Here is a 12,737-nt window from a genome sequence, read left to right on the forward strand (position 1 = left end):
ACCACGTACCAGAGAAGGAAGAACGAGCCATGCCCACCCGACACCTCATCACCCTCAACGACCTCACCGACGAGGACCTGCGACACATCGTCGCCAGAGGCGCCCACTTCGCCTCCGGCGCCGGCCGGGACGAGCGCCCGCTGGCCGGCCAGGTCGTGGGGATCTACTTCCGGAAGACCTCGACCCGCACCCGAACCGCCTTCTCCAGCGGCGCGCTGCGGCTGGGGGCGCAGATCGTCAGCTACGGCCCGGACGACCTCCAGACCAACACCGGCGAGACCATCGAGGACACGGGCCGTGTGATGTCCCGGATGCTCGACATGCTCGTCGCCCGTACGGCGGGGGACCCCGCCGAGATGCGCGCGCTGGCCGGTGACGGCCGGATGTCGGTGGTCAACGCCATGAGCGCCGACGAACACCCCACCCAGGCCCTGACGGACCTGACGACCCTCCAGCGGCACTTCGGCCGGATCGACGGCCTGCGCCTGCTCTACATAGGCGAGGGCAACAACACCGCTGTCGCGCTGGCGCTGGCCCTCAGCCGGTTCTCCGGGGTGGAGCTGGAGCTGCGTACGCCGCCGGGCTACGGGCTGGCCCCGGAGGTACTGGAGCGTGCCCGGGTCCAGGCGGCGCGCACGGGTTCGTCCGTCGTCGAGCACCACCACATGGACGGGCTGCCGCAGGGCGTGGACGTCGTCTACACCACGCGCTGGCAGACCACCGGCACGTCCAAGCCCGACGCGAACTGGCGGGAGATCTTCGCGCCTTTCCAGGTCACCGAGGCGCTGTGGGAGAACAGCCCGCAGGCGGTGTTCCTCCACGACCTGCCCGCGCACCGCGGTGAGGAGGTCACGGCCGAGGTGCTCGACGGCCATCGGAGCATCGCCTTCGACCAGGCCGAGAACAAGATGCACAGCGCCATGGCCGTCCTGGAGTGGTGCCGCGCCGCCGGGAACGGCTCCGGTCGGTGATGACCGACGTCGCAGCGGCACCCGTGGACGAGCGGGTGCCGCCCCTGCGGGGCAATCGTGACTTCCGGCTGCTCTGGGTGGGCGCCGGGCTCGCCTTCCTCGGCTCCCGGGTCGGCACCCTGGCCTACCCCTTGCTGGTGCTCTGGCAGACGGGCTCGGCACGGGCCGCCGGGCTGGTCGGCTTCGCCGCCACCCTTCCGTTCACCTTGGTGCAGCTGCCGGCCGGGGTGCTCGTCGACCGCTGGGACCGCCGGCGGCTGATGATCGCCTGTGACGCCGGCCGCTGCCTCGCCGTGGGCAGCGTGGCCGTGGCACTGGCGATGGGCAAGGTATGGCTGCCGCACCTGGCCGGCGTCGCCTTCGTGGAGACCAGCCTGACCATCCTCTACCGGCTGGCGGAACGAGCCGCCGTCCCCAATCTCGTGCGGTCCGGGGAGCTGGCCAAGGCGCTGTCCCGGAACGAGGCCCGCGAGCAGGCGGCGGGCCTGCTCGGGAGACCGGCCGGCACGCTGCTGTTCGCGGTCGGACGAAGCGCGCCCTTCGTCTTCACCGCGGTGGCGCATCTGCTGGCACTCGTCACCCTGCTGCTGATCAGGACCCCGTTCCAGAGCGCCGACCGGGACGAACGGGCGGCTCGGGCCCGGGAGCCACGGCAGTTGAGGCTGCTGTGGACCGAGCTGGTCGAGGGTGTCGTCTGGGTCTGGCGGCACCGGTTCATCAGGGTGGCGGCGGGCCTGATCGCCGTCAGCAACATGCTGTTCCAGGCCCTGAACCTCGCCCTCATCGACATTGTGCGCCAGGGGGGCGGATCGCCGACCCAGCTGGGGCTGGTCGTGGGGGTCACGGGGGTGGGCGGTGCCATCGGCGCGCTGACCGCGAACCGCTGGATGGAGTGGTTCCGGCTCCCCCACCTGGTCATCGGGGCCAATGTGCTGTGGGCACTGCTGATGCCCCTCGCCGCCTTCACCACCAACCCCTTCGCGCTCGGCGCGCTCTTCGCCTGCATGGCGCTGGCCGGGGCGGTGTGGAACGTGGCCGCCGGGGTCTACCAGCTCCGGGTGACCCCGGACGCGCTCCTGGGCAGGGTCGCCGCCGTGGTGTCCCTCGCCGCCTTCGGCACCCTGTCGCTGGGCAACCTGGCCGGCGGCTTCCTCCTGGAGTCGCTCGGCGCCCGCGACTCCGTCCTGGCGATCAGCGCGGTGATGGGGCTGCTGGCGCTCGTCGCCTGGGCCAGTCCGGCGGTGCGACGCTGCGCCACTCCCGACGAAGCGTCATGAGGCCGGACGGCGGCGGAGGACAGCCAGCACCTCCGCCTGCCGTTCGACGAGATAGAAGTGGTCGCCCGGCAGTTCGTGGGCCTGGAACCCGCCGGACGTGTACCTGCCCCAGCGCCGGGCGAGTCCGGGCGACACCAGCGGGTCCTCGGTGCCGACCAGGGAGACGATGTCGCAGGACAGCTCCGGGCCGGGCTGGAAGTCGTACGACCGCAGCAGCGCGAAGTCGCCGCGGAGCGGCGGGAGCAGCATCTCCATGAGCGCGGGGTCGTCCAGCAGCCGGGGGTCCATGCCGCCCAGTCGCCGGACCTCGGTACGGAGGCTCTCGTCGTCCGTGTCGATCAGGTCCGCCGGATCCCGGTCCCCGGGGGCGCGGCTGCAGGAGACGAAGAGCGCCTCGGGCTGTCGGCCGACGGCCGCGAGCCGGCGGGCCACCTCGAAGGCGACCAGCCCTCCCATGCTGTGGCCGAAGAACACCGTGGGGCGGTCGAGTTCCGGCAGCAGGGCGGCGGTGGCGCGCCGCACCATCTCGTCCATGGTGGTGGCGCATGGCTCGCCGATACGGTCCTGCCGCCCCGGGTACTGCACGGCGAGGAGGTCGTACTCGCCCTTCAGCGCCATGGCCCACGGGCGGTAGAAGCCCGCCGCTCCTCCGGCGTGCGGGAAGCACACCACCTGCTTGGCGCCGGAGGGGGCGGTGTACCTCCTGACCCAGGTCCCGTCCTCGTCCACGATCCGCTCCATGCCGTCCGTCCATTTCCACAGGGCCGGCGCCCCGAGCGCCCGGCCGTCAACGGGACATCCTGAGCGAACGGGCCATGAAAACGCATGAAACGGCTCTCAGGGGCGATGGCGGCCCCGGGCCGCCGGGCCCCGGCTCAGCGGCTCAGTGCCGTCTCCCGCCCCATGTGCGACAGCTTCTCGGGGTTGCGCACGGCGTAGAGCCCGGTGATCAGGCCGTTCTCGACGCGGACCGTCAGGACGCTGTCGAGCTCGCCGTCGAGCCGGAGGACCAGCGCCGGGTGGCCGTTGACGCGGGCCGGCCGCAGCGACACCGCGGCCGCGACCTTGCCCAGCCCGCCGACGAGCAGGCGGCCCACCTTGTCGGCGCCCACGATCGGCCGCAGGACGGCCTGTTTGACCCCGCCGCCGTCACCCAGGAGGACGACGTCGGGCGCGAGGATGTCGAGCAGGCCCTGGATGTCGCCCGTCTCGGCGGCCCGCTGGAACGCGTGGAGCGCGTCCCGGGTCTCGGCCGGGGAGACGGTCCCGCGCGGCCGCCGCGCCGCGACGTGCGCCCGTGCCCGGTGCGCGATCTGCCGGACCGCCGCCGGGGACTTGCCGACGGCCTCGGCGATCTCGTCGTACCCGAGGTCGAACACCTCGCGCAGCACGAACACCGCACGCTCGGTCGGCGCGAGCGTCTCCAGTACCAGCAGCATCGCCGTGGAGACGCTGTCGGCCAGCTCGACGTCCTCGGCCACGTCCGGGGTGGTGAGCAGGGGCTCAGGCAGCCAGGTGCCGACGTAGGACTCCTTGCGGCGGCCGAGCGCGCGCAGCCGGCCCAGCGCCTGGCGGGTGGTGATCCGGACCAGGTAGGCGCGCCGGTCCCGTACCGCGCCGAGGTCGACGCCCGACCAGCGCAGCCAGGTCTCCTGGAGGACGTCCTCCGCGTCGGCGGCCGAGCCGAGCATCTCGTAGGCGACGGTGAACAGCAGGTTGCGATGGGCGACGAACGCCTCGGTGGCGGGGTCGGTGGCGGAGTTCTCTATGTTCACGCGCACAAGACGCCGCTTCCCGCCGCTTTGTGACATCCACGAGCGGTGGCAGGCGTCACACGGCCGTCCCGTCACAGGGCGCGGCCCGCCGGCATCTCGTGTTCGTCAAAGCCACCGCACGAGTGAGGACGAAGCCATGGACGCCCGGTTCAACATGTTCGAGAACGAGATCGGCTCGAAGTTCGCCAAGCGGTTCGCCAACGCCGGCATGGCGCTTCACCAGTCGTCGCTGTCGCAGACCGTGCAGGAGCTGGTGGCGCTGCGCGTCAGCCAGATCAACGGCTGCGGCTGGTGCGTCGACATGCACGTCAAGGAGGCGGCGGCCGCCGGTGAGAGCGCGGTGCGGCTCGCCCTGGTCGCCGTCTGGCGCGAGTCCACCGTGTTCACCGAGGCCGAGCGGGCGGCGCTGGCGCTCGCCGAGGAGGCCACCCGGCTCGCCGACGCGCACGAGGGCGTGTCGGATGAGACCTGGGAGCGCGTGCGCGAGCACTTCGACGACGATCAGACGGCAGCGCTGGTCTGCCTGGTCGCCCTCGTCAACGCGGCCAACCGGCTCGCCGTGACCCTGCACCAGCGGGGCGGCTCCTACGAGCCCGGCATGTTCGCCGCCGCGCTCGGCTGAACTCGGCTGAACCCGTGACGGAACCCGGGCCCGTACGTACGGGCCCGGGCGTCCGACGTCAGCCTCCGGACGTCAGCCGCAGCAGGGACGCGACCAGCCGGTCGACGTCCTCCCGCGTGTTGTAGAGCGCCAGCGAGGCCCGCGCCGCGCTCTCCACGCCGTAGTGGCGCAGCGAGGGCTGGGCGCAGTGGTGTCCCGCGCGGACGGCGATGCCGTCCTGGTCGAGCGAGCGGGCGATGTCGACCGGGTCGTGCCCGGCCAGGGTGAACGTCAGCGTCGCGATCTTCTCCGGCGCCGACCCGAGGACGGCGATCCCCGGCACCTGGGTCATGGCCTGCTCGGCGTAGGCGAGCAGCCCCGTCTCGTAGGCGGCGACGGCCTCACGGTCGAAGCCGGTCAGCCAGTTGATCGCCGCGAGCAGTCCGGCGACCCCCGAGATGTGCCCGGTGCCGGCCTCGAAGCGGTGCGGCACCGGCGCGTAGGTGCTGGCCGGGAAGTCGACCTGGTCGATCATGTTGCCGCCGCCCTGCCAGGGCGGCATGGCGGCGAGCAGCTCCGGCTTGCCGTAGAGCGCGCCGATGCCCGTCGGGGCGAACAGCTTGTGCCCGGAGAAGACGTAGAAGTCCGCGTCCAGGTCCTGGACGTCGACGGGGAAGTGGGCCACCGCCTGGGCCCCGTCGACCAGCACCTTCGCGCCGTAGCGGTGCGCCAGCGCGGTCATCTCCTTCACGGGCGGCACGGTGCCCAGCACGTTCGACGCCTGGCTGACGGCGACGAGCTGGGTGCGGAAGGAGAGCAGGTCCGCGAAGGCGGCCTGGTCGATGCTGCCGTCGGGCAGGAGCGGGATGGGCGTGAGCCGGGCCCGCTTCTCCTTGGCGAGCATCTGCCAGGGCACGATGTTGGAGTGGTGCTCCAGCGTGGCGACGAGGATCTCGTCGCCGGGGCCGATGTTCGCCCGTCCCCACGTCTGGGCCACGAGGTTGATGGCCTCGGTGGTGCCCCGGGTGAAGACGATCTCGTCCGGGGACGCGGCGCCCAGCAGGTCCGCGACGGCCGTCCGGCCCGCCTCGTACGTCTCCGTGGCCTCACGGGCCATGGTGTGGGCGCCACGGTGGATGTTGGAGTTGGCGGCGCTGTAGTAGGCGGTGAGCGCCTCGATGACCTGACGCGGCTTCTGGGTCGTCGCGCCGTTGTCCAGCCAGACGAGCGGGTGGCCGTTGACGGTGCGGTGCAGCACGGGGACGTCCGCCCGGGCCGCCATCGGGTCGAAACCGCGGCCGCGCGGCGGGGTGGACTGCGGGGTGGACTGCGGCACGGACTGCGGTGCCGCGGAGGGCACTTGGGCCCACGACCGGTCGGTCGGCATCCCCCCGTACGTCCCGACGTCAGGAATAGTCATGGTACTTCGACACCTCGACGTTCTGGAGGACCGCGAGCGCGTCCTCCACCAGCACCGCGGCGTTGAAGTACGCCGTCAGCAGGTACGAGGTGATGGCCTTCTGGTCCGTGCCCATGTTCCGCATCGACAGGCCCGGCTCGACCTCGTCCGGCACCCCGGCCGGGCGCAGCCCGATGACGCCCTGCTCGGCCTCGCCCACCCGCATGAGCAGGATCTCGGTGGTCGCGGCGCCGCCGGCGCCCTGGAAGCGCACCTTGTCGGAGGGGAGCATCGGCACGCCGCGCCAGGTGATCAGCGGGCTGCCGAAGCGGGTGTCGATCACCGGGGGGACGCCCCGGCGGGTGCACTCGCGGCCGAAGGCGGCGATGGCCTTGGGGTGGGCGACGAAGTAGCCGGGCTGCTTCCACACCCGGGAGAGCAGCTCGTCGAGGTCGTCGGGGGTCGGCGCGCCGGTGCGCGGCTGGACGCGCATGCCCGGGGCGACGTTGTTGAACAGGCCGAACTCGGGGTGGTGGAGGATCATTGCCTCCTGGCGCTCGCGCAGCGCCTGGATGGTGAGGTCGGCCTGGACGCGGGTCTGGTCCATGGGCGCGTTGTAGAGGTCGGAGACCCGGGTGTGGACGCGCAGCACGGTCTGGGCGAGGCTCATGTGGTACTCGCGGGGCGTGTCCTCGTACTCCACGTACGTGCCCGGCAGTTCGGGCTCGCCGGTGTGGCCGGAGGCGAGGTCGATGGGCGCCTCGGCACCGGGCCGGGGGCCCTCGCCCGCGATGTGGGCGTCGAGCGCGGCCCGCAGGGACGCGTCGCGGTCGGCCAGCGCGTTGAGCGCGTCGAGCCCGACGGTCAGGGCGACACCGGAGGTGACCGCCTTGACCCGGAACGGCAAGGGCTGACATCGGGTCCAGGAGTCCACGCAGAAGAACTGGCCGTCGCCTATGACCTCCAGCAGCGCGTCCTCGCCGTAGCGGCCGGTGACCCGCTTCTCGGCGCGGCCGCTGACGATCACGGTCAGTTTGTCGCACGTCTCGCCCTCGGCGCCGATGATCTGGCCGGGCTCGAAGGCCGTCTGCTCGAAGGAGCCCGCGAGTTCGGCGAGCAGCGCCGCGTTGGCCTCGCGCAGGAAGGGCAGTTCGCGCAGGTCCTCGGGGACGACGCGGTGGGCGCCGCCCTCGGAGTAGCAGCTGATGCGGTCGTCGCCGAGGATGAACGTCCGGCGGCGGTTGACGCGGTAGACGCCGGACTCGACGTCGACCCAGGGCAGCGCGCGCAGCAGGTAGCGCGGCGTGATGCCGCGCATCTGCGGGGTGGTCTTGGTGGTCGTGGCCAACTGCCGTGCGGTATCGGGCGCGAGACTGAGTCGATCGTTCATGCGGTCCTCCTCGAAGAGCCCGCGCGAATGTTCGCGCGGGAGCGCAGACCGATCGTCCGGTCGAGGGGTTCGCGCTACAAGACGGGGGATTCCGACACGGTCCGGAAATATGCGCCTGACGGAGCGTGACGTCGTGACCATCGAACCGGGGCATGGCATCCACCGCCGGGCCCCCGCTTGGTCCGTACTGCGAGATGACCGGATTCCATCTACTGAGACCCTCCCCCCGGGCGTGTCGCGCCGACGGCGCAGCGCAAAACCGCCGTCGCGGCGGCCTCAGGCGCTCGGGGCGCCGGGCCGCCGGCCGGGGCGGGAACAAAGAGAACCGCCCCGGTCCGGTGATCCGGATCGGGGCGGTTCATCAAGCGGTAGCGGTGGGATTTGAACCCACGGTGGAGTTGCCCCCACACACGCTTTCGAGGCGTGCTCCTTAGGCCGCTCGGACACGCTACCGAGAGAGAGCTTAGCGGACGGTGGGCCGTGCTCTGAAATCCGTTCCGGGCCGTGGCGGTGTGGTCCTGGTCACCGGCCGCGTCACCGGTCGCGGAAGAAGCGGGTGAGCAGCTCGGCGCACTCGTCGCCGAGGACCCCGGAAATCACCTCGGGGCGGTGGTTGAGGCGGCGGTCGCGGACGACGTCCCAGAGGGACCCGGCCGCGCCGGCCTTCTCGTCGGCGGCGCCGTAGACGACGCGGTCCACCCGGGAGAGGACGATCGCGCCCGCGCACATCGTGCAGGGCTCGAGGGTGACGACGAGCGTGCAGCCCGACAGCCGCCATTCGCCGACGGCCCGCGCGGCCTCGCGGATCGCGAGGACCTCCGCGTGCCCGGTGGGGTCGCCGGTGGCCTCGCGCTCGTTGCGGCCGCGGCCGATGACGGAGCCGTCCCGGTCCAGCACGACGGCGCCCACCGGCACGTCGCCCGTGGCGGGGGCCGCCGCGGCCTCCGCCAGGGCGGCCCGCATGGCGGCGAGCCAGGGCTCGCGCACCGGGTCGTGGACGGGGACGGCGCAGGCGTGGACGGCTTCGTTCATGGCACCAGTGTGAGCGCACCCGTCCGGGCGGACGTCAGCGGACGGCCTCCAGGATGTCGGTGCAGCCGAGGGCCTCGGCGATCGTGCCGAGGGCGTCCCCGTCCAGGGCCAGGAGCTCCTTCTCGCTCACCCCGAGGTCCTCCAGCAGCCTGCCGTCGCCCAGCGGGCCGCTGGGCGCGACGGAGGCGGCCGCCCCGTCGTCGCTCTCGTCGTCCTCCTCGGTCTCGGGTTCGCCGTCCTCGGTGCCGTCGAGGTCGAGGGTGTCCAGCTCGACGTCCTCGTCGTCCTCACGGCCGACGAGCTCGTCGACGAGCATCGCCCCGTACGAGCTGCGGTTGGCGACCGCGGCGTTCGAGAGGTAGACCCGGGGGTCGTCCTCGCCGTCCACCCGGACGACGCCGAACCAGGCGTCCTCCTGCTCGATGAGCACCAGGACCGTGTCGTCGTCGACCGCGTTCTCCCGTGCGAGGTCGGCGATGTCGGACAGGGTCTCCACGTTGTCGAGTTCTGTGTCGCTCGCTACCCACCCGTCTTCGGTGCGCGCGAGCATTGCGGCGAAGTACACCGTGACTCTCCCACTGGTCATAGGCGGTGCCGGGTCGGACGGGGACCACCCCGCCCACTCGGAATCGTGGCAGAAACCTGGGCGTTGCGAGAGGTCTTCCGCGCTGCGTCGTGCAGCAGTCCGAGAGATGTCGCTCACGTGGGGCCCGTGAGGGCGCCGTACGGACGTGACGGGGGCGGGTCCGCCGGTCACCGGCGGCACCGGAGTCGCCGGCGTCATCGGCGTCACCAGCGGAAGGTGCGCATGCGCATCTGCTGGCGCATCCGGGCCGCCCGGGCCCGGCGCGGCTGGACGCGGTCGCGCAGCTCCTTGGCCTCGTTCAGCTCACGGAGGAACTGGGCCCGGCGTCGTCTGCGGTCGTCGGCGCTCTCCGGCCCGTCGTCGGGGCCCGCCGGATCTATGGAGGAGCCCGGTTTCCGGGGGTCCGCTTCCGTCGTCTCCCGGGGCGTCCGGGCAGCCGACCCGGATCCCCGCCTGTCACGGCCAGCCATGGGCAGCACCACCTCGTGCCGAGGTCCTCGCCCGGCGACAGACCGGGCGTACGTGCCCACTTTCCCCCTAAGTGGTGGTTTGATGCCAGGGCTGCGACAGACCGTCGAAGCGTCCTCGGGGCCCCGCCGTGGCGCCCGGGCGGGAGCTGGGGCGTTAAAGCTCGGTTAATGTCGATGTCATGCGGATCCACGTCGTCGACCACCCCCTGGTGGCTCACAAGCTCACCACCCTGCGCGACAAGCGCACCGATTCCCCCACCTTCCGGCGCCTCTGCGACGAGCTGGTCACCCTGCTCGCGTACGAGGCCACGCGCGACGTGCGCACCGAGCAGGTCAGCATCGAGTCCCCCGTGACGGCCACCACCGGCGTCCGGCTCTCCCACCCGCGCCCGCTGGTGGTGCCGATCCTCCGGGCCGGCCTGGGCATGCTCGACGGCATGGTCCGGCTGCTGCCGACGGCCGAGGTCGGCTTCCTCGGCATGATCCGCAATGAGGAGACCCTCAAGGCGGAGACGTACGCGACGCGCATGCCGGAGGACCTCTCCGGCCGCCAGGTCTACGTCCTGGACCCGATGCTGGCCACCGGCGGCACCCTCGTCGCCGCGATCAACGAGCTGATCGCCCGTGGCGCGGACGACGTCACCGCGATCTGCCTGCTGGCCGCGCCGGAGGGCGTCGAGGTCATGGAGCGCGAGCTCGAGGGCGCCCCGGTGACGGTCGTCACCGCCTCCGTGGACGAGCGCCTCAACGAGAACGGCTACATCGTCCCGGGCCTCGGCGACGCGGGCGACCGCATGTACGGCACGGCAGGCTAAACGCGGTTTGTGGGCAGTCGTTCCGCAGGGCGGAACGGGTGGGCACAAACCGACCACGGGCCCGCACGGGCCGGTGAACCGGGGCCCGCGCGGCGCGACGTGCGTCAGCACTTGCCGGGCGGGCTCCCCTTGGGCGCCGCCGAGGACGGCGCCTGGGAAGGCGCCGGAGACGGCGCCTGAGAGGGCGAAGGCGGCACCTCACCCCGCTCCAGCGCCCCGAGCGCCTTCTCGGACTCCTCCTGCGGCGTCAGCCCCTGATAGGCCGCGCCCAGCACGAGGTCGACGTCCTGCCCCTCGCGCTGATCGCTCCGGGCCTCCGCCCCGGCGAGCTGGGTGCCCAGTACCCGCAGCGCGGCCTCCATGGATTCCTGGGAGCCGATCAGCACTCCGGTGCCGTTCACCTTTTTGTCGTAGTCGGCCTGGGCGTTGCCCACCTTGCCGATCCTGAAGCCGCGCCGTTCCAGCTCGTCCGCCGTGATCTTGGCGAGCCCGCCGCGCGGCGTGGCGTTGTAGACGTTGACGGTGATGTCGCCGGGCCGGGGCAGGTCCCGGGGCAGCCCACGTCCGGGCGCGCCGGCCGCTTCGGAGCCGCTCTTGCAGTCGCCGTTGCGCTTCGCGGCCGGGGCCGCCGCCCGCGCGGTGGCGGGCGTGCCCGAGAAGACGTCGACGAGCTGGACCGTTCCCCACCCGGCCAGCCCCAGCACGACGGCCGTGGCAGCGCCGACGAGCACGATCCTGCGGCGGTTGCGGGCGCGGCGCATATGCGGGAAACGATGGCCCGTGATGCGGTACTTACCACCCATGCCAGGAGGGGTGAGCATGCTCATGAGCGCAGCGTAGTGCCGGGCGGAGCCGCTGCCTACTAGATGATCAATGGGTTGCGCGGACCCCTACCCAAAAGGGTCAATAACCGGCCATGTGACCGTTTCCGGGATGGTGCGCCAGGGTGACGCTCCGGGCCGGTGGCGGGTCAGTCGAGCTCGAGCACGCGTGCGTGCAGCACCTGGCGCTGCTGCAGCGCGGCCCGTACGGCCCGGTGCAGCCCGTCCTCCAGGTAGAGGTCGCCACGCCACTTCACGACGTGCGCGAAGAGGTCGCCGTAGAACGTCGAGTCCTCCGCGAGCAGCGTCTCGAGGTCGAGCTGCTGCTTGGTGGTCACCAACTGGTCCAGGCGTACCGGGCGAGGGGCGACATCCGCCCACTGGCGGGTGCTTTCCCGGCCGTGGTCGGGGTACGGCCGCCCGTTGCCGATGCGCTTGAAGATCACACGGAAAGCCTACCGGGCGAGCGGCTCCCGGCGCAGCCATGGCGCGGCAGTGCGATGGCGACAATCAGCCGCATACCGGGAGTGATGCATGGAACTCCTGAGCGAGAATTCTTTCGCCGGGGGTCCGCATTCCGGACACCGGGCCCCGGAGTCCGCTCGCCCGCCCGTTCCGGGCCACCGGAATCACCGGAGGTCACCGGGAGATCACCGGCTCACTCGGCGATCTCGGTCCGCTCCCACCACTCGAAGACGCGCAGCCGTCCCTCGGCGGTGTCCTGGTGTCGCGGGGTGGCCTTGAAGTGCTCGTAACCGCCCTTGAACTGGACCTTCAGCTCGACCCCGGGAGGGGTGATCGGGACGACCCGCTCCGGCAGATCGGCCGGGCCGCCTTCGAGGAATGCTTTGGCGCTGCTCATGGGGGACAGTCTTCCGGCGTCCCCGCCCGGCGCGCGGCGCGACGCGCCGCAGGCCCGAGGGGGCGGCCTCACGCCTTCTTGACCGCTGCCTTCTTGGCGGCTCGTTTCATTTCCTGCTTGTAGGCCCGGACCTTCTCCAGGGTCTCCGGCCCGGTGATGTCGGCCACCGAGCGGTACGAGCCCGCCTCCCCGTAGCTCCCGGCCGCCTCCCGCCAGCCCTCCGGCGTCACCCCCAGCCGCTTGCCCAGCAGCGCCAGGAAGATCTGTGCCTTCTGCTTCCCGAACCCCGGCAGCTCCTGCAGCCGCTCCAGCAGCTCCCGCCCCGACCCCGCCCCGGACCACACGGCGCTCGCGTCCCCGTCGTAGTGCTCGACCAGATACCGGCACAGCTGCTGCACCCGTCCCGCCATCGACCCCGGGTACCGGTGGACGGCCGGTTTCTCGGCGCACAATGCCGCGAACGCCTCGGGGTCGTACGCCGCGATCTCGCGCGCGTCCAGATCGTCGTGCCCGAGCCGCCGGGCGATGGTGTACGGGCCGGCGAAGGCCCACTCCATGGGGATCTGCTGGTCCAGCAGCATCCCGACGAGGGCGGCGAGCGGGCTGCGCGAGAGCAGCGCGTCGGCGTCCTCCTGCTGCGCGAGCCGCAGGGGCCGGCCGGGGTTGCGGTCCGTGGAGCGACGGTCCATGGGGCGATGGTCCCTCCGTCCGGCGCGACGCGCACGCTGTAAAGGGGTG

The 12,737-nt window shown here is 72.1% G+C and carries 15 protein-coding genes and 1 tRNA gene; 4 read left to right on the plus strand and 12 right to left on the minus strand.

Translation table 11 applies throughout. From position 1 onward, the window contains the following. Nucleotides 1-29 precede the first annotated feature (29 nt). Together EKH77_RS16785 and EKH77_RS16790 are read left to right on the plus strand one after the other, a co-directional pair. Complete coding sequence (locus tag EKH77_RS16785; protein ID WP_126915175.1) at nucleotides 30-971, plus strand: ornithine carbamoyltransferase; 942 nt, start codon at nucleotides 30-32, stop codon at nucleotides 969-971. Beyond that, nucleotides 971-2,248 (plus strand): MFS transporter, encoded by a 1,278-nt coding sequence (locus EKH77_RS16790; protein WP_126915176.1) that lies wholly within the window; start codon nucleotides 971-973, stop codon nucleotides 2,246-2,248. Before EKH77_RS16785 ends, EKH77_RS16790 begins: the two co-directional genes overlap by 1 nt. Here the strand turns inward: EKH77_RS16790 and EKH77_RS16795 are convergent. After that, nucleotides 2,243-2,989 carry a thioesterase II family protein gene (locus EKH77_RS16795; RefSeq protein ID WP_126915177.1) on the minus strand — a complete coding sequence of 249 codons (747 nt, stop codon included), beginning with the start codon at nucleotides 2,987-2,989 and terminating at the stop codon, nucleotides 2,243-2,245. The two genes, EKH77_RS16790 and EKH77_RS16795, sit on opposite strands and share 6 nt — an antisense overlap. Nucleotides 2,990-3,123: 134 nt before the next feature. After that, nucleotides 3,124-4,029, minus strand: a complete 906-nt coding sequence (locus EKH77_RS16800; RefSeq protein ID WP_240667380.1) for an RNA polymerase sigma-70 factor — start codon at nucleotides 4,027-4,029, stop codon at nucleotides 3,124-3,126. Nucleotides 4,030-4,159: 130 nt separating this feature from the next. Between EKH77_RS16800 and EKH77_RS16805 the strand changes: the two genes are divergently transcribed. Further along, a complete protein-coding gene (locus tag EKH77_RS16805; protein WP_126915179.1) occupies nucleotides 4,160-4,645 on the plus strand; it encodes a carboxymuconolactone decarboxylase family protein in 486 nt (161 codons plus the stop codon). A 58-nt stretch (nucleotides 4,646-4,703) separates the two neighbouring features. Here the strand turns inward: EKH77_RS16805 and EKH77_RS16810 are convergent, their stop codons facing one another. From EKH77_RS16810 to EKH77_RS16835, 6 genes are all read right to left on the minus strand, one after another. Continuing rightward, nucleotides 4,704-6,044, minus strand: a complete 1,341-nt coding sequence (locus EKH77_RS16810; protein ID WP_126915180.1) for a cysteine desulfurase — start codon at nucleotides 6,042-6,044, stop codon at nucleotides 4,704-4,706. Then, nucleotides 6,031-7,413, minus strand: coding sequence for a family 2B encapsulin nanocompartment shell protein (locus EKH77_RS16815; RefSeq protein WP_126915181.1), 1,383 nt, complete (start codon nucleotides 7,411-7,413; stop codon nucleotides 6,031-6,033). Before EKH77_RS16815 ends, EKH77_RS16810 begins: the two co-directional genes overlap by 14 nt. A gap of 366 nt (nucleotides 7,414-7,779) precedes the next feature. Next, nucleotides 7,780-7,866, minus strand: a tRNA-Ser gene (locus tag EKH77_RS16820). An 81-nt stretch (nucleotides 7,867-7,947) separates the two neighbouring features. Beyond that, nucleotides 7,948-8,445, minus strand: coding sequence for a tRNA adenosine(34) deaminase TadA (gene tadA, locus EKH77_RS16825; protein WP_126915182.1), 498 nt, complete (start codon nucleotides 8,443-8,445; stop codon nucleotides 7,948-7,950). 34 nt (nucleotides 8,446-8,479) lie between these two features. Then, the gene (locus EKH77_RS16830; RefSeq protein ID WP_126915183.1) at nucleotides 8,480-9,010 is read right to left on the minus strand and encodes a hypothetical protein; all 531 of its coding nucleotides are present in this window, start codon (nucleotides 9,008-9,010) and stop codon (nucleotides 8,480-8,482) included. Between the two features lie 224 nt (nucleotides 9,011-9,234). After that, on the minus strand, nucleotides 9,235-9,501 hold the full coding sequence (locus EKH77_RS16835; RefSeq protein ID WP_126915184.1) for a hypothetical protein: 267 nt from the start codon (nucleotides 9,499-9,501) through the stop codon (nucleotides 9,235-9,237). A gap of 179 nt (nucleotides 9,502-9,680) precedes the next feature. Here EKH77_RS16835 and upp point away from each other — a divergent pair, with 179 nt between their 5' ends. Continuing rightward, on the plus strand, nucleotides 9,681-10,316 hold the full coding sequence (gene upp / locus EKH77_RS16840) for a uracil phosphoribosyltransferase (RefSeq protein ID WP_126915185.1): 636 nt from the start codon (nucleotides 9,681-9,683) through the stop codon (nucleotides 10,314-10,316). Nucleotides 10,317-10,420: 104 nt separating this feature from the next. On the opposite strand, the gene EKH77_RS16845 is transcribed toward upp, so the two are convergent. The 4 genes from EKH77_RS16845 to EKH77_RS16860 all read right to left on the minus strand — a co-directional run bounded on the left by EKH77_RS16845 (nucleotide 10,421) and on the right by EKH77_RS16860 (nucleotide 12,688). After that, complete coding sequence (locus EKH77_RS16845; protein WP_126915186.1) at nucleotides 10,421-11,143, minus strand: LytR C-terminal domain-containing protein; 723 nt, start codon at nucleotides 11,141-11,143, stop codon at nucleotides 10,421-10,423. A gap of 143 nt (nucleotides 11,144-11,286) precedes the next feature. Further along, nucleotides 11,287-11,583 (minus strand): type II toxin-antitoxin system VapB family antitoxin, encoded by a 297-nt coding sequence (locus EKH77_RS16850; protein ID WP_004929488.1) that lies wholly within the window; start codon nucleotides 11,581-11,583, stop codon nucleotides 11,287-11,289. A 212-nt stretch (nucleotides 11,584-11,795) separates the two neighbouring features. Then, on the minus strand, nucleotides 11,796-11,999 hold the full coding sequence (locus EKH77_RS16855; RefSeq protein WP_126915187.1) for a DUF5988 family protein: 204 nt from the start codon (nucleotides 11,997-11,999) through the stop codon (nucleotides 11,796-11,798). Between the two features lie 68 nt (nucleotides 12,000-12,067). Then, complete coding sequence (locus tag EKH77_RS16860; RefSeq protein ID WP_126915188.1) at nucleotides 12,068-12,688, minus strand: HhH-GPD-type base excision DNA repair protein; 621 nt, start codon at nucleotides 12,686-12,688, stop codon at nucleotides 12,068-12,070. Nucleotides 12,689-12,737: the final 49 nt, after the last annotated feature.

Origin of the sequence: Streptomyces luteoverticillatus, assembly GCF_003970715.1 — a bacterium.
In the GTDB taxonomy this organism is placed as follows: Bacteria; Actinomycetota; Actinomycetes; order Streptomycetales; family Streptomycetaceae; genus Streptomyces; species Streptomyces abikoensis.